The 21,370-nt window shown below is 64.6% G+C and carries 17 protein-coding genes; 7 read left to right on the forward strand and 10 right to left on the reverse strand.

The window, feature by feature from the left end; genetic code table 11:
• The 7 genes from C8K14_RS00005 to C8K14_RS00035 form a co-directional block, all read right to left on the reverse strand.
• The coding region (locus tag C8K14_RS00005) for a TonB-dependent siderophore receptor (RefSeq protein ID WP_158271836.1) at positions 1-1,178 on the reverse strand (1,178 nt) is incomplete at its 3' end.
• A 349-nt stretch (positions 1,179-1,527) separates the two neighbouring features.
• Complete coding sequence (locus C8K14_RS00010; protein WP_082209252.1) at positions 1,528-2,526, reverse strand: LysR family transcriptional regulator; 999 nt, start codon at positions 2,524-2,526, stop codon at positions 1,528-1,530.
• 211 nt (positions 2,527-2,737) lie between these two features.
• Complete coding sequence (locus tag C8K14_RS00015; protein ID WP_107715204.1) at positions 2,738-4,675, reverse strand: CocE/NonD family hydrolase; 1,938 nt, start codon at positions 4,673-4,675, stop codon at positions 2,738-2,740.
• Positions 4,676-4,777: 102 nt separating this feature from the next.
• On the reverse strand, positions 4,778-5,935 hold the full coding sequence (locus C8K14_RS00020; protein WP_107715442.1) for an FAD-binding oxidoreductase: 1,158 nt from the start codon (positions 5,933-5,935) through the stop codon (positions 4,778-4,780).
• Between the two features lie 17 nt (positions 5,936-5,952).
• Positions 5,953-7,551, reverse strand: a complete 1,599-nt coding sequence (locus C8K14_RS00025; protein WP_233250816.1) for an FAD-dependent oxidoreductase — start codon at positions 7,549-7,551, stop codon at positions 5,953-5,955.
• Positions 7,548-8,804, reverse strand: a complete 1,257-nt coding sequence (locus C8K14_RS00030; protein ID WP_107715205.1) for a cystathionine gamma-synthase family protein — start codon at positions 8,802-8,804, stop codon at positions 7,548-7,550. Before C8K14_RS00030 ends, C8K14_RS00025 begins: the two co-directional genes overlap by 4 nt.
• Complete coding sequence (locus tag C8K14_RS00035; protein WP_107715206.1) at positions 8,794-10,059, reverse strand: aromatic ring-hydroxylating dioxygenase subunit alpha; 1,266 nt, start codon at positions 10,057-10,059, stop codon at positions 8,794-8,796. The genes C8K14_RS00030 and C8K14_RS00035 overlap by 11 nt, the downstream gene beginning before the upstream one ends.
• A 259-nt stretch (positions 10,060-10,318) precedes the next feature.
• Here C8K14_RS00035 and C8K14_RS00040 point away from each other — a divergent pair, with 259 nt between their 5' ends.
• From C8K14_RS00040 to C8K14_RS22825, 5 genes are all read left to right on the forward strand, one after another.
• Positions 10,319-11,245: a LysR family transcriptional regulator gene (locus C8K14_RS00040; RefSeq protein ID WP_051146213.1), complete on the forward strand. Its 927-nt coding sequence runs from the start codon at positions 10,319-10,321 to the stop codon at positions 11,243-11,245.
• A gap of 183 nt (positions 11,246-11,428) precedes the next feature.
• Positions 11,429-11,893 carry a DUF1348 family protein gene (locus tag C8K14_RS00045; protein WP_107715207.1) on the forward strand — a complete coding sequence of 155 codons (465 nt, stop codon included), beginning with the start codon at positions 11,429-11,431 and terminating at the stop codon, positions 11,891-11,893.
• 35 nt (positions 11,894-11,928) lie between these two features.
• Complete coding sequence (locus C8K14_RS00050) at positions 11,929-12,513, forward strand: TetR/AcrR family transcriptional regulator (RefSeq protein ID WP_233250851.1); 585 nt, start codon at positions 11,929-11,931, stop codon at positions 12,511-12,513.
• Entirely contained in the window at positions 12,513-13,127 is a 615-nt protein-coding gene (locus C8K14_RS00055) for a pyridoxamine 5'-phosphate oxidase family protein (protein ID WP_107715209.1), read from the forward strand. Before C8K14_RS00050 ends, C8K14_RS00055 begins: the two co-directional genes overlap by 1 nt.
• A 69-nt stretch (positions 13,128-13,196) precedes the next feature.
• Positions 13,197-13,337, forward strand: coding sequence for a hypothetical protein (locus C8K14_RS22825; protein WP_022674645.1), 141 nt, complete (start codon positions 13,197-13,199; stop codon positions 13,335-13,337).
• A gap of 7 nt (positions 13,338-13,344) precedes the next feature.
• Here the strand turns inward: C8K14_RS22825 and C8K14_RS00060 are convergent, their stop codons facing one another.
• On the reverse strand, positions 13,345-13,878 hold the full coding sequence (locus tag C8K14_RS00060) for a nuclear transport factor 2 family protein (RefSeq protein WP_233250817.1): 534 nt from the start codon (positions 13,876-13,878) through the stop codon (positions 13,345-13,347).
• Positions 13,875-14,879: an NADP-dependent oxidoreductase gene (locus C8K14_RS00065; protein ID WP_107715210.1), complete on the reverse strand. Its 1,005-nt coding sequence runs from the start codon at positions 14,877-14,879 to the stop codon at positions 13,875-13,877. The genes C8K14_RS00060 and C8K14_RS00065 overlap by 4 nt, the downstream gene beginning before the upstream one ends.
• 213 nt (positions 14,880-15,092) lie before the next feature.
• Here C8K14_RS00065 and C8K14_RS00070 point away from each other — a divergent pair, with 213 nt between their 5' ends.
• Both C8K14_RS00070 and C8K14_RS00075 read left to right on the forward strand, forming a co-directional pair.
• A complete protein-coding gene (locus tag C8K14_RS00070; protein WP_233250818.1) occupies positions 15,093-17,564 on the forward strand; it encodes a TonB-dependent receptor in 2,472 nt (823 codons plus the stop codon).
• A gap of 180 nt (positions 17,565-17,744) precedes the next feature.
• Positions 17,745-18,845, forward strand: a complete 1,101-nt coding sequence (locus C8K14_RS00075) for a DUF475 domain-containing protein (protein ID WP_107715212.1) — start codon at positions 17,745-17,747, stop codon at positions 18,843-18,845.
• Positions 18,846-18,895: 50 nt separating this feature from the next.
• On the opposite strand, the gene C8K14_RS00080 is transcribed toward C8K14_RS00075, so the two are convergent.
• Entirely contained in the window at positions 18,896-21,274 is a 2,379-nt protein-coding gene (locus C8K14_RS00080; protein ID WP_158271837.1) for a TonB-dependent receptor, read from the reverse strand.
• Between the last annotated feature and the right edge of the window lie 96 nt (positions 21,275-21,370).

Here is a 21,370-nt window from a genome sequence, read left to right on the forward strand (position 1 = left end):
CCTTGGGTGTCAGCTATCAACGCGCCCTGGCGGCTGTAGCCGACGCTGGCGGCCCGGGTCGTTAACAGGGTATCATCGTGCGATCCACGCGCGACGAGGTCGATGCCGGGCACGAGTTGCCGCGTCGCCTCGAAGTAATAGCGGTTGGTGTTGATCTTGATGCCCTGGTTAGCCGCGTAGATCGGCCGGGACGGGTCGCGATCGATGAGTTGCCGCGTCTTGTTGTCGAACAGCGTGAACGCGCCAATACCGCTCGTCGCCTCGTTGATGCTGACACCAATGATGATGTCGGTCAGGCGGTCCTTGTAGCGTAGCGAAGGCGCAACCAGCCAACTCTTGTCACCGGTATAGCCGCCATAGTTATGATCCATCGTCTGCGCACTGGCGATGAAGCGCGCCGACAGCTTCTTGTCGGCGGTGATCGCATTATTGCCATCGACCACGCCGCGCACCAGCCCGAACGACCCGGTATCAAAGCTGACGGCAAGGCGCTGCTCGGCGCTGGGCTTTTTCGTCACCACGTTGACGTTGCCGCCCAGGTTCCCAAAGCCGGCCATCAGCGCATCAGGGCCTTTCAGGATTTCGACCCGCTCGATATTGGCGACCGGCTGATCCGCACCCGCGCTGACACCGTATTGCGATGTCGTCGATAGGCCATTGACCAGGCCCGCAGCGGAAAAGCCGCGGATCGTATAGCTGGCGCCGCTGTTCGGGCTGTTGGACAGCACCGAAACACTGCCGGCATTGCGCAGAATATCGGTGATGTTGAGGGCCTGCTGCTCCTCGATCGTCTTGGCGGTAATGACCTGGGTGTTGCGCGGTTGATTGCGCAGGCCCAGGCCGTTGCGATCAGACGTGGTCGCCTGGCGGACGAGCACGCTCGTTTCCGCCTCGTCACGCCGGGCGGTAACGATGATGTCGTTGGCGACAATCAGCCCTTCCTGTGCCCCCGGCATGACCACAAGGTGGCTGCCCTTGATCGCCGCCTGGACCGCGTGTTGCGCATCCGTCGCACCGCGTATCGGCCGCGAGGTCAGGCCCTTGACCGCATCGGTATCGTAATTGATCGGCTCACCCGTTCGCGCTGCAATCGCCTGAAGCGCTTCGGCCATCGGCATTGCTGGCAGGTCGATGGCCGTGCTGGCCAGCGCACCTTGCGCCGACGCAGTCGAAGGCATTGCGGCGCCCCCCAGCGCGAGAATACCCAGGCTTGCGGCGCTCAAAAGACAACGGCGTTTAGCAGTCATGTGCACGATGCAACTCCCTCCCCCCACGGTCGAGCGCCATCCCCAGACGGGCGCAGTTGCCCGTCCGGTGAACCCAAGACCCTGTGACAAAAAACGGACTCGCCTTACGGCGAAAGATCGGTCGCTTCCCGATCGGGTGCGACCGCGGCCGTCCTCCTGCGCGACGGCATTCCCTGTCTTGGCGCCCTTGGCACCAGCGGGATTTTGCTGTCGAAGCCGAAGCTATGCGTCCCTTGGGTTACACGCAAATTCGAAGTGTTCATGCCGGGCATGAACACGTTCAATGGCCATCTCTGGCCCTGACGTTGGCTGAAAACAGTGCGACGTAGGCCTCGATCTGGGCCACGAACCAGGCGAGCATGGGATCCCGTCGCCGATAGGCTGGCCATTGCGCCACGGTCACGACGCCTTCCTGCACGAATGGCGCCGCGACGGCCCTGACCGGCATGATCGAAGCGAAGTACTGAAACAGCCAACTGCTGCCGGTCGCCAACAGATCGCTGCCGATGATGATCCCCGGCAGGGCAGCCTGCGAACTGGTGCGCATCGCAATGCGACGTGCTTTGAGCAGGTCGGCCGTGCTCCGATCGACCGTCATGGTCAGCATCCGCTCGTCGCCGGCGATGACGTGGCGCGCGCCGCGATACTGGGCCTCGTCTATGTCGAACCGGTCGGCAAGTTCGGAATGGCCCGTCCATATCAGACAGGAAATATATTCCGTAAGGATGGGGAGCGTTTCCAGGTCGGGCAATGCCAGTTCCGCCGGCAGCAACAGCAAGTCGGCGCCACGATCCAGGGCGCGTTGCGGCACATCGATATCCAGCGGAACGATGTTGATCGCGAGGCCGGGAGCGGCCGCCAACAGGCGCTGGACCACAGGGCCAAGCAACATCTGCTCGACCACGTCGGATGCGGCAACGGTGATCGTACCCGTGCTGGTCGACGGATCAAACGACAATGCGAAGTTGAGTGTCCCGTCCACATCGCGCAACACGCGGCGAACCTCGCTACGCAGCGCCATGCCGAGGGAAGTCAATTGCTGGTCCCCACCCGCATGATGAATGACGAGGTCATCGCCGAAATGGTCGCGCAGGCGGCGCAGCGCATGGCTCATGGCAGACTGGCTGAGCCTTACCCGTCGCCCCGCCTCGGTCAGCGTCGGCGCATGAAGAATCGCGTCGAGCGGATAAAGCAGGTTGAGGTTGAGGCGATGAACCGGGGGCTCCGGGGTCTCGGCCGGGCTACGGCCCCTGTCCCCCCTGGGTTTATCGATGCGCAAGTTAGCCAGTCCTTCGTACCTTCCCTTCGGCGCCGCAGCAGGCGAAGCGGGTTGAACGCCTCGCGTCTGCCACAGGCTTGGGATTGCGCGTCACTGTGCCATATCGGCCCTGGGCGCGAAAGCGCTGGCACGCTACCGCGCACACGCCCCTTGCCCCCAGCCGACACAGCATCGGGGATCCCAAAAAGGCCACCGCCAGCGCAGGAGACCGCTATTCGGCGACCACCGGCAGCACCACCGCGCTGGCCTTGTCGCCGCCGAACCACACGCTCTGCGTGGCCTTGCGATAGTCGCCGGGCTTGGCAAACATGATATTGGGCACGAAGGTTTGCGGGTTGCGGTCATAGAGCGGGAACAGCGTGGACTGCACCTGCACCTTGAGCTTGTGGCCCGGCAGGAACACGTGGTTCACGTTGGGCAGCGCCCAATGATAGTGCACCACCTGCCCCGGCTTGAGCGCCGCGGGCTTGGCAAAGCTTTGCGCATAGCGGCCGCGGAAAATCTCGATGCCGATCGGCAGCTCGTATCCCGCCATCGACGGGCGCCCGCCCTGGTCGGCGGCCTCGGGCACGTCGTTGGGATAGACGTCGATCAGCTTGACCACCCAGTCGCTGTCGGTGCCGGTGGTGGCGGCATAGAGGTCCACCTCGGGCGCGCCCATGATGTGCACCGGCTTGTCGAGCGTGGCGGTCTGCCATTCGGCCACGTCGGGCCGGCCGGAGACAAAGCGCTGGTCGTGCACCAGCCAGGGCTTCCACTGCGCGCCATCGTCCATGTCGACCGGGCGCGGGATGAACGGCACGGGATGGGCCGGATCGCTGACATAATCGTCATGCCCGGCCGCCGCCGGCTTGGCAAAGCCGGCACTGCCATTGGCACCCAGGTAGAGCGCCTGGCCCGTACCCATCGGCCAGCGCGGGCTTTCCTGCCACTGGTTGATGCCGGTGGCATAAGTCAGCACCGGCGGGGTGTGCGGATCGGCCGCATCCTTGAGCCAGTGATCGAAGAACGGCTTCAGATACTTCACGCGCCATTCGTGCGCGGTGTCACCCGTGAAATCGAGCGCGCCCAGGCTCGATCCGCCGTGGTTGGCGCCCGAATGGCGCCACGGGCCGATCACCAGGGTGACCATGTCGTTGTTCTTGTCCTTGGGCTCCAGCGCGCGATAGACCGCGGGCGCGCCATAACTGTCTTCCTGGTCCCACTGCCCCACTTCGAGCATGGTCGGCACGGTCAAAGGGCGGGCGGCCAGCCACTTGTCCACCGCCTGTTCCGACCAGAAGCGCGTATAGGCCGGGTTTTCCAGCCACTTGCGCACGCCGGGAACCTGGCTGATGCCCAGCTTGGCGGCAAAATCACCCACCGATCCCGCTTCCAGCCAGCGGGTGTAATCATCCCCCTTGCCCAGCGCGAAATCGCCGCCGCCATCGCCCTTGTTGACCACCTGCGTGGTGGCATAGCTCAACGAGGTGACGCGGAACGCGCCATTGTGGAACCAGTCATCCCCCATCCAGCCATCGACCATCGGGCTTTCCGGCACGGCAGCCTTCAATGCGGGATGCGGATTGATTTCGGCCATCAGCGTGGTGAAACCCAGGTAGGACGAGCCGATCACGCCCACCTTGCCGTTGGTTTCCGGCACGTTCTTCACCAGCCAGTCGATCGTGTCATAGGCATCGGTCGATTCATCGATGCCGGTCGAATTGAGCGGCCCGGCGATCGGCCGGTTCATGATATAGGTGCCTTCAGAGCGGTGCATGCCGCGAATGTCCTGATAGACGCGGATATAGCCGTCTTCGGCAAATTCGGCGTCCATCGTTTCCAGGATATCGACGATGCGCTGGCTCGCCACGCGGTGCGTCGATCCCCAGGCGTCATAGGGCGTGCGCGAGAGCAGGATCGGGCCGCCGCGCGTGCCCTTCTTCATCACGATCACGGTATAGAGCTTGGTGCCATCGCGCATCGGCACCATCGCCTCGCGCCGGATGAAATCGGCCGAGGGCAGCACCTGGTCAAAATGCGCGATCACATCGGGCGTCATCGGCGTAACCGGGGCATCGGCCGCCGGGGCGGCGCCTTGCGCCAGGGCAGGGCCGGCGATGGCGAGCGAAAACAGGGAAGCCGTTGCCAATGACAGGAATGCGCGCATGGGGGTGCAACTTTCGAACAGCAGGAAGGCGCGCAGGGTGGTTGCGCGGGAAACCTTACTACCGCGCGATCGCGCAAAGACAAACGGACATTGGCCAGCGCCTCATGCCGCGTTGGCCAGGGCCTCCCACCCACGCTGGCTGCGCCAATCGGGCGCCAGGTCGGAAAAGCGCGACAGGGCGAGCTTGTCGATCTCGGCAAAGCTGACCTGCCCATCGATCACCAGATCGCGGATGGCATGGCCCGAAGCCGGCGACAGGCCAAAGCCCACGCCCGACATCGTGGCGATCGTGACGTTTTCGGGGTGAGTCAGCCGGTCGATGATCGGGCGCCCATCGGGCGTGTTCTCGATGATGCCCGACCACGAGCGGATCACGTTGAGATTTGCGGCGCCCGGCAGCAATTCGGCCACGCGCCGCGCCAGGTTGCGCGCCAGCGGCGTCGATGGGCGCGCGGTGGGGCCGGCGGGATCGGTATCGAGCCATTCGTGCGGCCCGCCGCCATAGGCAAGGTTGCCACGCAGGGTCTGCCGGCCATAGAGCCCGTTGCCATCCACCCCGCCCCAGCGCATCAGCGGCGCCGGTTCGGTCACGATCATTTCCGCGCGCGCGGCCGCCAGCGGCACGTCAACGCCCAGCGGCGCCATCAGCCCGGCGATCTGCGGCCCGGCCGCCACCACCAGCGCGTCGCACGAAAAGGTGCCCTGCGGCGTCACCACGCCGGTGGCGCGGCCCCCGCTGGTTTCGATGCGCAGCGCCGGGCAATGCTGGATGATGCGCCCGCCCAGATCCTGCGTGGCCCAGGCATAGGCCTGCACCGTGCGCTGCGGGTTGGCATGCCCGCCAAAGCGCAGGTGGATGCCGCCCAGGCAATTGTCACCCGCCAGTGGCACCATCTCGCGCGCCTGCTGCGCGTCGATCTTGTCCACCTGATAGCCCATGTCGCCACACATGCCGGCGATATAGTGATAGTGATGCAGTTGCCGCTCGCTGACAGCAATGATCACCCGCTCGCGCTGGTATTCGGTAGGATAGCCGAGCATTTCGTCCATCATCGGCCACAGGCGCTGTTCTTCATCGAACAGCGGGCTTTGATAGTGCGAAGCGCCGCCGCCGTTGCGGCTCGAGGCTTCCCAGCCGACCACGCCCTTGTCGAGCACGATCACGTCCACGCCAGAGCGGGCCAGCCACCATGCGGCCGAAAGCCCCGTCACCCCTGCGCCGATCACGATGACCGAGGCGCCATTTGCCGATTTCGTCATGTCGCGTCCCGTCGTCATCAAAGGTGCATGTTGCCGCCCAGCGCCTCGCGGTGCATTGCCTCCCGCTCGGTGCCGATGTCGCGATAGGGCGTCCATTGCGTGGGAATGCCGAACCACACGTCCCAGCCTTCGCGCATCGCCTCGGCCTCGTCCCAGTCCGCCAGAACCTTGAGCGCCAGGGGCCGCACCGGTGCGCGCCAGCCGGCGCGGGGCGCCTGGTCGATCGGCAGGTTGGCGCCCATCGCCAAGAGCATGCCTACCTGCTCGCGACAACGCCGCGCCTGGCAGGCGCCCATGCAGGCACGCGTCAGGCGCTTGATCTGCTCCTGGTCGGGCGGTCCATCGTGCAGCAGCGTTTCCAGGCTGCGGCAGCCGAGCTTATCGGGCCGGGCGAGATACTGCGGCGGCTGCACCCCCAACAGATCGGCGCGGCTCACTTCCTCGCACTGGCACACGTGCACGGTATCGGGCGTGGCAGCGACCAGCGCGCGCAGCCATGCCTGGCGATAGGCCAGCCGATCGGTTGCGGGCGCCGCGTGATCGGGCGCCGGCGCAGCCAGCCCCAGCGCCTGCCGCGCCGCGGCGCGGCCCTGCGCGGCGGCAGCCTCGCGGCCATGGCCCAGCCCGGCGCAATCACCGGCGATGAACACATCGGGCAGCGCCATACCGGCCAGCGCCTGGGGCACATGGCCGCCGCGCGCGCTGTCGGTCACGATGCGGCCACCGGCCACGTCGAGCAGCTCGATCGCCGGCACTACGTCCACCGCCATGCAGATCGTGTCACATTCCAGCGTTTCTGCGGCGCCCTCGCCCGATACCGGCCCGATCACCGCCGCACGCACGCCATCGATGCCGCTAGGCGCCCCCCGGATCACGCTGGCGCAGCGGATCGGCACACCCGCCGCCTGCAGCGCCGCGACCTTGGCCGCGTCACCTTGCGGCGCGTCTGCCACTTCGACCAGGGCAGCAACTTCCAGCCCCTTGTCCAATGCCAGTTGCGCAGTATCGAGCGCGAGATCGCCCGAGCCCAGCACCACCAGCCGCCGCCCGGCAAAGGCGTCATAGCGCGTGAGCAGGGCATGCAGCCCCTGCGCGCCCATCACGCCAGGCTGCGCCCAGCCATCGAACGCCAGCGCCAGATCGCGCGCGCCGGTGGCCAGAACAATGGCCTTGAACCCGACGGTCCAGGAACGCTCTTCATCGGCCAGACCCAGCATCGCCTCGGGCAGCGCGCCCAGATTGGCGCGGTTGCGCCACAGGCCCCAGGCATAGACACCCAGCTGCACATCGATGCCGGCCTCGAACGCCTGCTCGAACAGCGGCTCGGCCATGAACACCTGTTCGATCATGCGCGCCTTGGCCGAAACCGCGCCGGTCATCCGCCCGCCAAACCAATAGGGCACGTCATTGCCCATCTGCGCGGCGCTAACCGGGTGCTCGTCCACGAGCAGCACGCTGGCGCCGTTCGCGGCCGCTTCCAGCGCAGCGTCAAGGCCTGCCGGCCCGGCGCCGACCACGACCAGGTCGTAATGCGCATCGGCGCCGGGCAGCTTGCCATTGACGGCGTGGGCATCGGTTCCGGTGAAACCCTCGTTGTTGCTGTCCACCACGCTCACACCACCTCCAGCGCCTGCGCCAGGTCGGCGATCAGGTCGTCCTCATGCTCGATCCCCACCGACATGCGAATGGTGCCATCGGTAATTCCCCCGGCCAGGCGCTTGTCCGCCGCCACGGCATAGTGCGTGGTGCTGGCCGAATGGCACACCAGGGTTTCCGACCCGCCCAGGCTGACCGCCACTTTCATCAGGCGCAGCGCATCGAGCAGGCGGAACGCCTCGGCCTCGCCACCCTTGAGATGGAAGGAAAAAGTCGATCCCGCGCCGCTGCACTGGCGATCGAACACCGCGCGCTGCGGCGATCCTTCGGGCAGGAAGCCCAGATAGGTGATGCCGGCCACCTTGGGATGATCGCGCAGGAACGTGGCGATCACGCGGGCATTGTGCATCGCCCGTTCCGACCGCACGTGCACGCTTTCCATCGAGCGCAGCACCAGCCAACTGGTGAACGGATCGAGGTGGCTGCCCAGCGTAGTGCGCAACAGCCGCAGCGGCGCGATCAGGTCCAGCTTGCCCGAAACACCGCCGGCCAGAAGATCGCTATGCCCGCCGCAATACTTGGTAAGCGAGGTCATGCACAGGTCCACCCCCAGCGCGATCGGGCGCTGGGCAAAGGGGCCGAGCAGAGTATTGTCGCACACCACCACCGGGCGGCGCCCGGTGCGCGCGCCGATCTCGTCAGCCAGGGCCACGATCATCGGCAGGTCGGTGATGGCGGCGGTGGGATTGGCCGGGGTTTCGATCACGATCATCGCCAGCGGCCCGGCGGCCAGCGCCTGGTCGGCCTGGGCGCGTACATGGTCGGCGTTGCAGCCATCGGTGATGTCCACCGTGGTCACGCCCCATTGCGGCATGAACTGGTTGAGCAGGCCATCGGTGCCGCCATAGATCGGGCGGGAATGCAGCACGCTGTCACCTGGCCGCAAGTGCGCCAGGGCGATCGCGCTGTGCGTCGCCATGCCCGAGGCGAATACTGCGGCCGCCTCTGCCCCGTCCACCGCCGCCAGCCGGCTTTCCAGCATGTCGAGGTTGGGATGGCCGAGGCGGGCATAGATATGGTGCGTCTGGCCCACTTCCGGTCCGGTGCCATCGAAATAGGCCTCGTGAATGGCCTTGGCCTGGGCGGCGGATTCGTAAACGAACGTGCTGGTCAGATAGACCGGCGGCTTTGCCGCGCCGCCCGCTTGGGCCGGATCATAGCCTGCCGCCACGGCCAGGGTTTCGGGCCGCACGCCCGGCCCATCATGCCGCATGGCTAAGATCCTTGGACGCCGCCACCGGTGCACTATCGGGTTGCGCCGCACCCAGCTGCATATCCAGGTATTCACGCGCCTTGGCACAATACCAATCGACGAAGCGCACCACCAGCACTTCAGCCTCGGGCGAATAGGGACCGGGCGTGTAGCCGGGACTATCGACGCCTTCCTGGTTGTTTTCGGCCAGTTCCTTGTCCTGCAGGTTGGTGGTGTTCCACAGCTCCACCAGCTTGGCGCGGTCATAGTCCACGCCTTCCACTGCATCCTTGTGCACCAGCCACTTGGCCGTCACCACGGTTTCACGCGGGCCGACCGGCATGGCACTGAAGAAGAACAGGTGATCGCCCACGGCATGGGCAAAGCTATGCGGCTCCAACGCCCAGCGCAGCGAGCCGACGTCGCCATCGCCCGCCGCCACCATCGGCCGCGCCACCAGCGGCTGCCCATCCATCGACATGGTCTGCATACCGGGGTTGAGCGGGAAGCGGATCGCCTGCCACCAATCCTCGCCCACCGGGCCCATGGCCAGGCCCAGATCCTGCATCCGCGCCTCGAACTGCGCGGCGTGATCGGCCTCGCCAAATTCGAAATACGACGATGCGCTGACCGGGAACGTGCGCGCCAGTTCGGGGTGCGAGGCCTGGCAATGATAGCACTCGCGCCCGTTTTCCAGCACCAGCTTCCAGTTGGCGTATTCGGTCAGGCTTTCGACATGGGCCACCTTGGCATTGGCCAGATCATGCGGCGCCAGCAGGGCTTCCATCTCGCGCCGGAAGGTTTCGAACGGCGGCGCATCGTCGGCCAGGCAGATATAGATGACGCCAGCGACGATCTCGATCTTCACTTCGCGCAGGCCGTGATCGGCATTGTCGAAATCGGCCGGCATGCGCGCCGCGCTGAGCAGCGAGCCATCGAGGTTGTAGGTCCAGCGATGATAGGGGCACACCAGGCGCGGCGAGCGGCCGGTGCCTTCCTTGCACAGCATCGCGCCGCGGTGGCGGCAGGAATTGTGGAACGCGCGGATCGCGCCGCCCTTGTCGCGCACGATCAGGATCGGCCAGCGCCCGACCTTGAGCGAGGACCACGATCCCGCCTCGGGCAGTTCGCAGGTAAAACCGGCCATCAGCCACGAACGGCCATAGATCGCGGTCATGTCGAAATCGAACATGGCCGGATCGTTGTACAGCGCCTGGGGCAGGCTGTGCCCGGGGCGGCGTTCGTCAAGCTTGGCCTTGATGTCGACCAGGTTCACCCTTGTGCGTCCTTTCAAAATGGCACCATGGGTCTTGGCACGGGCAGCGCGGCTCTCGCGAATCCGATTAAGTCATGCCCGCATGCGATTTTCGCCGTGGCCGGCGCGCAACAAAAATCCGATGGAATTGACGCAGATCAAGGAAACGCGCATTTTCGGCCGTGCCGGCATTTTCCGGCCGGGCGGACTGCCAAGAACGGGAGCCACCACCATCGGACCGAACGGGCTCATCAATCGCCGCTGGTTGCCGCTGAACGCCTTGCGCGCGTTCGAAGCGGTGGGCCGCTACCTGAGCTTTACCGCCGGCGCGCAGGCGCTGACGGTGACGCAAAGCGCGATGAGCCGCCATGTCAGCAGCCTGGAAGACCTGATCGGCAAGCCGCTGTTCGAACGCAGCGCTTCCGGCCTCAAGCTGACCCCGGCGGGCGAAGTCTTGCTGCCCGTGGTCAGCAAGTGTCTGGACCGCATGGAGCAGACGCTCAATGTGGTGCGCAACCAGGACATGGAAAGCCGCCCGTTGCGCGTGCATATCCCGCCCTCGCTGCTCTATCAGACGGCGCTGCCGCTGATCCACGGTTTCCGCCGCGAGCATCCCGAAATCCGCATCGATGTGTCCACCTCCAACGCGACGGGCGCGCCGCCGGGCAATCTCGACATGGCGATCGTGTTCGACCGGCCCAACGTGGGCGACATGGTCACCGACCTGTTGTGGATGGTGCGTGTCGCGCCGCTGTGCTCGCCCGCCACATGGGAACAACACAAGGGCAAGTCTCTGGAGGAATTCCTCAATTCCGCAGAACTGCTGCATGTGAAGCTGGATAACGAACCTCGCGGCCTGCTGTGGAGCAGTTATGCAGACCAGCAGCGTCTCACGCTCAACTGCACCGATGGCCTGGCCTTTGACACTGCCTTTTCCGCTGTGCGCTATGCCATTGGCGCCTCGGGCGTGGTCCTGGCTGATATCGACATGTTCGGCCCCGAAATCGCCGCCGGAAACCTGGTCATGCCTTACGATGCGGTGGCCGGCGATGGCTATGGCTATTACCTCAAGCTTCATGCCGAAGATCTTTCAGACCCGGCGATCTACCTGTTCCGCGAATGGATCATCCGCCATTTCGCCCGGCAGCGCGGCCAGGAAGAGACGGCCGAGGCCGAGCACAAGGCCCAGATCATGGCCAAGGCCTGACACCACGCGAACGCAGCACGAAATTCCGTTTGTACCATTCGGTCAAATGATGTACTGATCAGTACAAGGCACAGTCGTGCTGAGTCGAGCGATCGATCGCTCCATCGTCATCATTGCAATGCTGGTCTTGCATCCACGGCTCTCGCTGCTGGAACCGCTGCCGGCTTCCCGAAAGGAACAGACGTGTCCCGTCCCCCCCTCCCCCCGTTCACCGCCGAAACAGCGGCTGAAAAGGTGCGCCTGGCCGAAGATGGCTGGAACACCCGCGATGCCGCCAAGGTGGCGCTGGCCTATACCCCCGACACGCGCTGGCGGAACCGCGTTGAGTTCGCGACCAACCGCGAAGAGGCGCAGGCCTTTCTCACGCGCAAGTGGAACAAGGAACACGAATACCGCCTGATCAAGGAACTGTGGGCATTCACCGGCAACCGCATCGCCGTGCGCTATGCCTATGAATACCGCGACGATGGCGGGCAGTGGTTCCGCGCCTATGGCAACGAGAACTGGCTGTTTGCCGAAGATGGCCTGATGTCCAACCGCCATGCCAGCATCAACGAAATGCCGATCGCCGAGGCCGACCGCAAGTTTCACTGGCCGCTGGGCCGGCGCCCCGACGATCATCCTTCGTTGAGCCAGCTTGGCCTGTGAAAACCCGGCGCGTGCTCACCGATCGCCAGAGCGCGGTGCCCGCCTTGGCCGAAGCCTTTCGCGAGCACGGCTTCGAGGGCGCGAGCCTGGCCGTGCTGTCCAAGGCGACGGGCCTGGGCAAAGGCAGCCTCTACAACTTCTTCCCCGGCGGGAAGGAGGAAATGATGGCGGCGGTGCTCGACAACATCGACGCCTGGTTCGTAGACGCGATCTTCCAGCCGCTTGAGGATGGGCCCGACCCGCAAGCGGCGATCATCGTTATGTTCGCTGACGTGACCGCCTACTTCCGATCGGGCAGGCGGGTGTGCATCGTCGGGTGCCTTGGCCTCAACAGCGCCGGCCAGGCCTTTTCCGGTAAGTTGGCAGGGTATTTTGCGCGCTGGATCAAGGCGCTGGCCCAATGCCTGGAAAAAGGCGGGGTACGACAGGGCCTGGCGCTCGCGCTTGCCGAAGAAGCGGTGTCGGGCATCCAGGGCGCGATCGTGCTGGCACGGGCGCTGGACGAGGCGGCCTCGTTCCAACGCATCGTTGCGCGGCTCCAGGCCACGTTGCTGGCCGCCCTTGCCGCTTCCCCGCACGCAGGGACCGCGCCCGACACGGTTACCAAGGACGAGACCTGATGGCACAGACATTCCTGCGAACCATGTTCGGCCCCCACTCCCGCGCCTTGCAAGAGCAGGACGGCTCGCGCACCGCCTATGCGCGCATGGAAGCGCAAGCGGGCGACGCGGATATCCTCACGGCGCGTGAGCTCGACTTCATCGCCGCGCGTGACAGCTTCTATATCGCCAGCATCAGTGAACACGGCTGGCCCTATATGCAGCATCGCGGCGGGCCGGCGGGCTTTCTCCGCCGGATTTCCGGCAACCGCATCGGTTTTGCCGATTATCAGGGCAACCGGCAGTTCCTCTCGACTGGCAACCTCGCAGCCGACGATCGCGTCTGCCTGTTCCTGATGGATTATCCCGCACGGCGCCGGTTGAAACTGATCGGCCATGCCCGCACCACCAGCGAGCCCGACGATGTCGCGGCGCTGATGCCCGCAGACTATGCCGCCATCGGCGAGCGCGCGTTTGTGATCGACATCGTCGGGTTCGATTGGAACTGCCCGCAACACATCACGCCCCGGTTCGGCGCGGCAGACCTGGCGCAGATCACCCAGCCGCTCCAGGATGAGATAGCCCGCCTGCGCGCCCGCATCGCCACCCTGGAAGCCGTGACGCCACAAGGCTGACCTGCGTTCGGCTCGGCACGCGGAAATTACGGTGGCCAAAGCACATTTCAATACGTTACGACAGCGCGCATGAAGAACCTCACACCTTTTGGCGCGCTGCTGATCTGTGCTGCGATCGGTCTGTTGACCCACAAGTTCGGCCTGTGGTTTCCGATCGGGATCGTGGCCTTTATCGCGGTGAGCGTGGCGCAGAACAAGCTGCGCCCGTAAACCGGGCCTACCAGGCGGGCCTGTCCGAGAGATCGTGGCCGCCGCGCGCACTGCGCAGGGTTTGCGGTGCATTCATGTGCGCCTGGCCGGTGGCGGCCATATCGGTCGCCCATTCGCTGATCAGGGTACGGCGCACGATGCACCACTGCCCGTCGCGGCAGGCATAGGCATCGATATAGCGGCCAGCGATGAACAGATCGCGCGGAGCGCCATCGGCGTCGCGGATACCGTGCCACGCCTGGAAATAGCTTTCCCCGCTGGCGCGGGCGGTATCGTGGATCGCGATGCGGCTTTGCCCCAGCATGTGATGGCTGGCCTGCATCTGCCCCAGAAAGCCAAACGCAAAAGTCACGAACCCATCGAGATCGCCGGCATAGACGCCGCAATCGATTTGGGCATCGGGGTGGAACGCGCTGCGGAACAGTGCCTCGTCCAGCCTGTCCAGCCCGCGCATATAGCGGTGCAGCGCATCGGTGATGTCGCGCCGCGCGACGTAATCGGCCAGGGGATCGGCCAGGGTGGCCAGCCTTGTCTGCGTCACAGCTTCACCACCACTTTCCCCAGGCTCTTGCCGGTCAGCATGCGATCATAGGCGATAAGGGTGTTTTCCAGGCCTACGGTTTCATCGATCGTCGCCACCAGTTTGCCGGCGTCGAACCAGGCGCGCAGGCGCGGCATGAATTCGGCGCCCCGATGCAGGAAATCGGGAATGAAAAAGCCTTCGACGCGCAGCCGACGCATCAGGATCTGGTCAAACCGCGCCGGGCCGGGCAGCGGCTTGTCGGCATCATAGCCTGCCACCAGCCCGCATACCGCAACGCGGCCATAATGCGCCATGTTGGGCAGCACCGCATCGAGCAGCGGGCCGCCGACATTGTCGAAATAGCCGTGCACTCCGCCATCGACTGCAGCGAGGCGGGCGGCGACATCCTCGTTCTTGTAGTCGATCGCCTGATCAACCCCCAGGGTTTCCAGCAGATAGCGGCACTTGTCCGGCCCGCCGGCAATGCCGATCACGCGCAACCCCAGGTTGCACCCGATCTGGCAGGCCAGGCTGCCCGTGGCCCCGGCGGCGGCCGACACCACCAGCCATTGCCCGGCGGCCAGGCCCAGCACTTCGGCCACGCCGACATAAGCGGTCCAGGCATTCATCCCCAGCGCGCCGAAATGCTGGCGGATATCGGCCACGTCATCGTCCACCGCTACCAGGCCGGCGGGATCGGGCATGACGGTGCTGAACTGCGCCCACTGGCCAAAGCCGCGCACCAGCGTGCCGCTGGCAAAGCGCGGATCGCGGCTCTCGCTCACCCGGCCCAGCACCACCCCCATCATCTTGGCGCCCAGCGGCAGGGGCGGTTGATAGCCATCGGTGCGCGGGCTCATCCACATGCGCGTGCCGGCATCCATCGACAGGTATTCGGCCGCGATCCGCACTTCGCCATCGCCCAGCGGCGCCAGCGTTTCGGTGCAGAGCGACAGGGCGCTGGCAAAATCGTGCCCCTGTGGGCGCGCATCCAATCTCCAGAAGCGGTTCTGCGCCATGGCCAGCCATCATCCTCTCGGTTCGTTGGCCGATGTGCTGCCCGCTGCGCCGGGCTCACGCCACCTAGTCAAAGGATTAGGCCTATCCATTGTCGGAGGCAGGGGCGGCGCGATGCTCGTGGCTTAACCTCAAGGCTTGGGACCAGAACAGTTCAACCATACCCCAGCCACGCACAACAGACGCGCACCACAGCGCTCGCCAGGGAGAGTACCATGCCTCGCAAAGCCCATCGCCTGATGGCTGCGGCCGCCTTTGGCCCGCTGGCCCTTGCTCCGTTCACCGCCGCCCTCGCCGCCGAAGCACCACCGCCCGCAGCCGCCGATGCACCGCCTGCCGCCGAACACGAAAGCGGCCTTGCCGAAATCATCGTGACCGCGCGCAAGCGGGTGGAAAGCGCACAGTCGGTGCCGGTCGCCGTCACGGCCATTTCCGCGCAGACCCTGGTGCAGCGCGACATTACCAGCATCGAAAAGATCGCCGCCGCCACGCCCAGCCTTACCGTGGGCCACGCCTCCAACGGATCGGCCGCGCAGATCGCGCTGCGCGGCATCGGTTCGTCCTCCACCTCGATCGGAATCGAGCAATCGGTGGCAACCGTGGTCGACGGGGTCTATTACGGCCAGGGCCGCGTGCTGGAAGAAGGGTTCTTCGACCTGGCCGGCGTGGAAGTGCTCAAGGGCCCGCAAGTGCTGTTCTTCGGCAAGAACGCCACGGCCGGGGTCATCTCGATCAAGACCGCCGATCCCACCCCCACCTGGCAGTTCCGCGCCAAGGCCAGCTATGAATTCAAGGCCAAGCAGGCACAACTCGAAGGCGTGGCATCGGGCCCGCTGACCGATGACCTGGGCCTGCGCGTGGCGGTGCGCGGCACCAAGGCCTGGGGCGGATACTATGACAACGTGTCGCAGCCCTTTGCCATCACCTATCCGCTCTCGCCCACGCCCAGCCCGACCTACACCTCGTATCCCACGAGCAGCAACCAGCCGGGCAACCGCGAATTCCTCGGCCGCGTAACGCTGAAATACGAACCCAGCAGCGCCTTGACCGACACGCTCAAAGCCTCGTTCGATTACAACAAGGCCAACAATTCCAGCTATAACTATGTGGCCTATAACTGCCCCACCGGAAAGACGCAGATCAACGGCTATACCTGCGGCTACAACTTCGTGACGCACCAGAACAACCTGCCGAGCGAAGTGGCCAAGAATTTTCCCTATGCCGGCGATGGCAGCCTCTACAACCGCTACAAATCCGCAGCCGTCACCAACAATTTCAACTATGATCTCGACAAGGTCACGATCACCAACGTGACCAACTACAACTGGAACAACAACCAGTGGCTATGCGCGTGCGAATTCAATTCCAGCGCCAGCTCGGTCTGGGCCACGGAAAATTCCAGCTGGCAGGCCTTTTCCAACGAGCTGCGCGCGCTCACGCATTATGACAGCCCGGTCAACCTGATGGCCGGCGTGCTCTATCAAAAGACCCGCCGCGATTTCGCGCAGTTCGTCAGCTACAGCTACAACAATATCCCGAGCCAGGGCATCAACCAGTACCAGGACGGCACCAAATCGAGCTATACCCGCGGGCAGACCATTTCCGGCTTTGCCCAGGCGATCTGGAAGATCGTGCCCCAGGTCGAATTCGATGCCGGCGTGCGCTATACCCACGAAACCAAGGACAGCTTCTTCATCCAGCCCTATACCAGCCCCACGTTCATCGGCGTGTGGCCGATGGGGGCCGGCTCGCAGGTTACCGCGCATCAGGTGTTCAACAACTGGTCGCCCGATTTCTCGTTGACCTACAAGCCGCTGCAAGACGTGATGGTCTATGCCTCGTACAAGACGGGCTACAAGTCGGGCGGGTTCTCCAACGGCGGGATCTATTCGCTCGCCTCGACCAACCCGGCGGCGGATTTCGTGTTCAATCCCGAAACCGTGCAGGGCTTTGAAGGCGGCATCAAGAGCACGCTGGCCGATCACCAGCTGCGCCTCAACCTCAACCTATATTCCTATAAATACAAGAACCTGCAGACCGACTATTTCGACTCGGTCAAGGTGGCGTTCCAGACGCTGACGGCCGATGCCACGACCAAGGGGGTCGAACTGGAGTTCGAATTTGCCCCGCGCGCCGTGTCGGGCCTCAACCTGCATGGCAGCATGAACTACAACGATGCCAAATACAGCAACTTCCCCGTCGCGCCGTGCTTTGGCGGGCAGAGCATTGCCGAAGGCTGCAACCTGACCACCGCCGGCACCCCGATCGCCGCAGGTGGCACCGGCGCGCGCCAGAACCTGACCGGCCAGCCGCTGGGCATGGCCCCGCACTGGACCGGCACGCTGGGCGCGAACTATGAAACGCCGATTGGCAATGGCCTCAAGGCCGGGCTCAACATCGATACGCGCTACAGCGCGTCGTATCTCGTCTCGGGCTTTGGCGAACAGTTCTCGCGCAATCCCGCCTATGCCGTGCTCGACGTGGGCGTGCGCCTGGGCGCAAGCGACGATAACTGGCAGGTGGCGATCATCGGCAAGAACTTGACCAACAAGCAATATATCAACGGCGGTGTCGATGCGCCGCTCACCGGCAGCGGCACCGGCACGGCCAATGCGCTGCATGCCGATCTCATGGGCTTTGGCGCGCTGCCCCGAACGGTGCAGATTTCGCTGACCAAGAACTTCTGATCAGCGCACCGCGCGCGATCAGCAGGACCGCGTGAGGCGCGGGTGCCGGACAATTCGGCACCCGCGCCTTTTTTCATGGTGAAGCGTTGGTTGGCGCCGCGCCGGCGATCCGTTAACGCAGCACGCGTGCCGGCCCGCCCGGCGCGGGACCCAATAGTGCAACAAGAAAGCGTCATTCCCATGCAAGCCTTTCGCGGCTCGATGATCTTCACGGTCGTCTGCCTGATCCTCGCCGGCGTGCTCGGCTATGTCGAGACCGGGTTGATTGGCCCGGCGCTCTCGATGGTGTTCATTGCCGGCGTGCTCGGCGTGATGGAAACCTCGCTCAGCCTCGACAACGCCGTGGTCAACGCGTCCATTCTCAAGGACATGGACCCGCTGTGGCAACGCCGCTTCCTGACCTGGGGGATCATCATCGCCGTGTTCGGCATGCGCATCGTCTTCCCGATCCTGATCGTCTCGGTCGCCGCGCTTGTCTCTCCATGGGAAGCGGCGCGCATCGCGATTGCCGATCATGCCCGCTACGAAGCGATCGTGACCGGCGCGCATGTGGGCATTTCCGGCTTTGGCGGCGCGTTCCTGATGCTGGTGGGGCTGTCGTTCTTCTTCGATACCGACCGCGAGCATCACTGGATCGGCCTGATCGAACGCCCGCTGGCCGCTTTCGCGCGGCTGCCCCTGGCGCCCTATCTGGTCACCGCGATCGTGGTTGGCGCCATCTCGTTCTGGTTGCACCCCGGCGAACAGAAGACGTTCCTGATTGCGGGCCTCGCCGGCGTGGCAACCTATTTCGCGGTGCAGAAATTCGGTGACCTGATGGGCGGCGAAGAAGATGCCACCACCGGCAAGATCGTCCGCTCGGGTGCGGCGGCGTTCGTCTATCTCGAATTTCTCGATGCCTCGTTCTCGTTCGACGGCGTGATCGGCGCCTTTGCCATCACCAACGATATCCTGCTGATCGCACTGGGCCTGGGCATCGGCGCGATGTTCGTGCGCTCGATGACCGTGGCCCTGGTGCGCGGCGGGCACTTGAGCGAGTTTCGCTTTCTCGAACCCGGCGCGTTCTATGCCATCGTCGCGCTTGCGGTGATCATGCTGATCAGCATCCGCGTGCACGTGCCCGAGATCGTCACCGGCCTGATCGGCGCGGTGATCATCGGTGCCTCACTCTATGCCTCGATCCGCCACAAGCGGCGCTTCCCCCACGAATACGAGGAAGCCGGCGAGGCCGACGCGATCCTGCCCAGCGGCGATGTGCAGCCCGGCCAGCACACCGCCTGAGCCAAGGGCCGCCGCGCGCGGCTCCACGGAACCCGCGCGCGGCCGGCCGCTTAGAACTTCACGTCGCCCAGCACGCCGATGGTGCGCATGGCCTGCGTGGTGAGCCAGGCGGTCTGATAGCTGCCGTTGTTGCTGATCGCGGTGACGAAGCGGGTGTTGAACAGGTTGCGGGCAAACACCGCCACGTTCCAGCGCCCATCGGCATCGCGCACGCCGATCTGGCCACCGGCAATGCCATAGCCGCGCTGATAGGTCAGCGGATCGCCATTGGCACTGAAGTTCACCGAACTGCGATAGTTGTAGTTCGCCTTGATGAAGCCGGTGATTTCGCTGGTCACCGGCACGTCGTAATTGGCGTTGAGCGAATAGGTGAACTTGGGGCTGTTGGGCAGCACGTTGCCGGTGTTGTTGAAGAACCGCGTGGCGGGAACCGTGGTGGTGGTGCCGGGGATCGTGGTGCTGACAAAGCAGCCGGGCTGCGTGGGATAGTTGCAGGTGCCGTTGGGGAAATAGGCAAACTTGGCATCGATATAGGCGGCGTTCCCGCTGATCGTCAGCCGGTCGGTCGGCCGCGCGGAAAAGTCCATTTCGATCCCGCGCGAGCGCACCTTGCCGGCATTGGCAATCTGCAGGATCGCCAGGTTGGTGCCGTTGAAGATGAACGGCGTGGAAATCTGCGTCTGGAAATCCTTGATGTCGGTGGTGTAGGCATCAATGTTGAACACCAGGCGGCGGTTGAACCACGCGGTTTTCAGGCCAATTTCATAGTTGGTGGGAATTTCCGGGTTGGAAAACAGCGGCTGGCCCAGCAGATAGCCACTGACCAGCCCGATGCCCGGCCCCTTGTAGCCGCGCGAATAGGTGAAATAGGTCATCACATCGGGGGTGATCTTGTATTCGGTGCCCAGCTTGTAGCTGAAATTGTCGGCCTTGCGATTGCTGGGATAGGTGGTCTGGTCAAACGCCAGCGGCGGCGCGCCGGGGAACGCATTGTCGGTGGGGCTGACCAGCGTGCGGTTGTAGCGGATCATGGTCAGGTCATCGTGAGTATAGCGCCCGCCCACGATCAGCTTCCACTGCGGCGTCAGGTTGATGTTGCCCTGGCCGAACACGGCATAGTTCAGCGTCTGGATATCGGGCTGGGCCTTGCGGCTATAGACCGCTGTGGACGCCGGCAGACCCAGTTGCCCCTGCTGCGGATAGGCGGCCTTGAGGTTTTGGTTGAAGTAATAGAGCCCGACGACATAATCGACCAGCCCGCGCTTGGGCGATGCCAGGCGCAGTTCCTGGGTCAACTGCTGCTGCGCTTCATCCGCGCCGTTGATCGGGAAGAACGGCGTGTCGGTAAAGCCGGTGTCGGTGTTGTCATGCAGCACCCAGCGGCGGAACGCGGTGATCGAGGTGAGCGTATAATCGCCGATCGACTTGTCGATCTGCAGCGAGCCGCCCCACTGCGTCATGTTCAGATAGACCGGACCGCCGACATTGGTTTCGCGGTTATCCAGGCTGGGCACGATATTGTAGGCGGCCAGGCGCTGCACCACATAGTTGTTGGGCGCCGCGCCCACCGTGCCGACAATCACCGATTGGCAGCAGGCCGAGGAATGGTGGCCCCAATCGAACGAGGCCAGCACCGACAGGTCGCTGTCAGGCTTGAACAGCAGCTTGGTGCGGAAACCGCCCTCGCTCTGCCCGCCGAGCGTCTGGCCCGTGTATACATTGTTGATGAAGCCATCGCGGTGGTTGAAATAACCGGTGGTGCGCCAGGCGAGATTGTCGGTCAGCGGCACGTTGAGCACGCCTTCCAGCTTGGTCTCGTTGTCGGTGCCGTAAGACGCGCGCGCGCTGCCTTCGAAATTCTGGGTGGGATTTCGGGTGGAGATCGACACCACGCCGGCCGAACCGCCCTTGCCGAACAGCATGCCCTGCGGGCCACGCAGCACGTCAACCTGCGCCACATCGGCAAGATCGCCCGTGCCCATGCCCGGCCGGCCGAGCACCACGCCATCGACCACCACGCTCACGCTCTGTTCCGTGCCATCGGCAAAGGCAAAGGTGCCCACGCCACGAATGGCAAAGCCTTCGCCGCGCACGCTGTTGGATTCGGCAAACTGCACGCTGGGGGCCAGGAAGCGGATATCGGTGATATTGGTAAGGTTTGCCGCCTTGAGCATGTCACCGCTGACCGAGCTGACCGCCACCGGAACATCCTGCAGGCGCTCGCTGCGCTTTTGCGCGGTGACGACGATATCGGTCACGCCGGCGGGCGGCGTGTCAGCCGCAGGGGCAGCCGGCGCGGCTGGCGCAGCGGCCGGGGCAGCAGCAAGTGCCGCGCCCGGCATGGCCAAGGCCAGCGCCAAGGCGCCCAGCGAAATCGCTGAGGAAATTTTCGGCCCACATACGGTGGGCATGGCGAAGGTGGTTGTCATGCGTCTGCTCCCATCAGGCATTTTTCTATGTCTGGCATGAGGGAGGCGCACGCGCCGGCCGGGCAGCCTTCGGCCCCGGCAGATTTTGCCCCCATC

This window comes from Novosphingobium sp. GV079, from assembly GCF_003058045.1.
Taxonomy (GTDB): Bacteria; Pseudomonadota; Alphaproteobacteria; order Sphingomonadales; family Sphingomonadaceae; genus Novosphingobium; species Novosphingobium capsulatum.

Bases quoted from the DNA above. Each gene is read 5' to 3' on its own strand.
- C8K14_RS00015 (WP_107715204.1), bottom strand. From the start codon at position 4,675: ATGCGCGCATTCCTGTCATTGGCAACGGCTTCCCTGTTTTCGCTCGCC.
- C8K14_RS00020 (WP_107715442.1), bottom strand. From the start codon at position 5,935: ATGACGAAATCGGCAAATGGCGCCTCGGTCATCGTGATCGGCGCAGGG.
- C8K14_RS00030 (WP_107715205.1), bottom strand. From the start codon at position 8,804: ATGCGGCATGATGGGCCGGGCGTGCGGCCCGAAACCCTGGCCGTGGCG.
- C8K14_RS00055 (WP_107715209.1), top strand. From the start codon at position 12,513: ATGGCACAGACATTCCTGCGAACCATGTTCGGCCCCCACTCCCGCGCC.
- C8K14_RS22825 (WP_022674645.1), top strand. From the start codon at position 13,197: ATGAAGAACCTCACACCTTTTGGCGCGCTGCTGATCTGTGCTGCGATC.
- C8K14_RS00065 (WP_107715210.1), bottom strand. From the start codon at position 14,879: ATGGCGCAGAACCGCTTCTGGAGATTGGATGCGCGCCCACAGGGGCAC.
- C8K14_RS00070 (WP_233250818.1), top strand. From the start codon at position 15,093: ATGCCTCGCAAAGCCCATCGCCTGATGGCTGCGGCCGCCTTTGGCCCG.
- C8K14_RS00075 (WP_107715212.1), top strand. From the start codon at position 17,745: ATGCAAGCCTTTCGCGGCTCGATGATCTTCACGGTCGTCTGCCTGATC.
- C8K14_RS00080 (WP_158271837.1), bottom strand. From the start codon at position 21,274: ATGACAACCACCTTCGCCATGCCCACCGTATGTGGGCCGAAAATTTCC.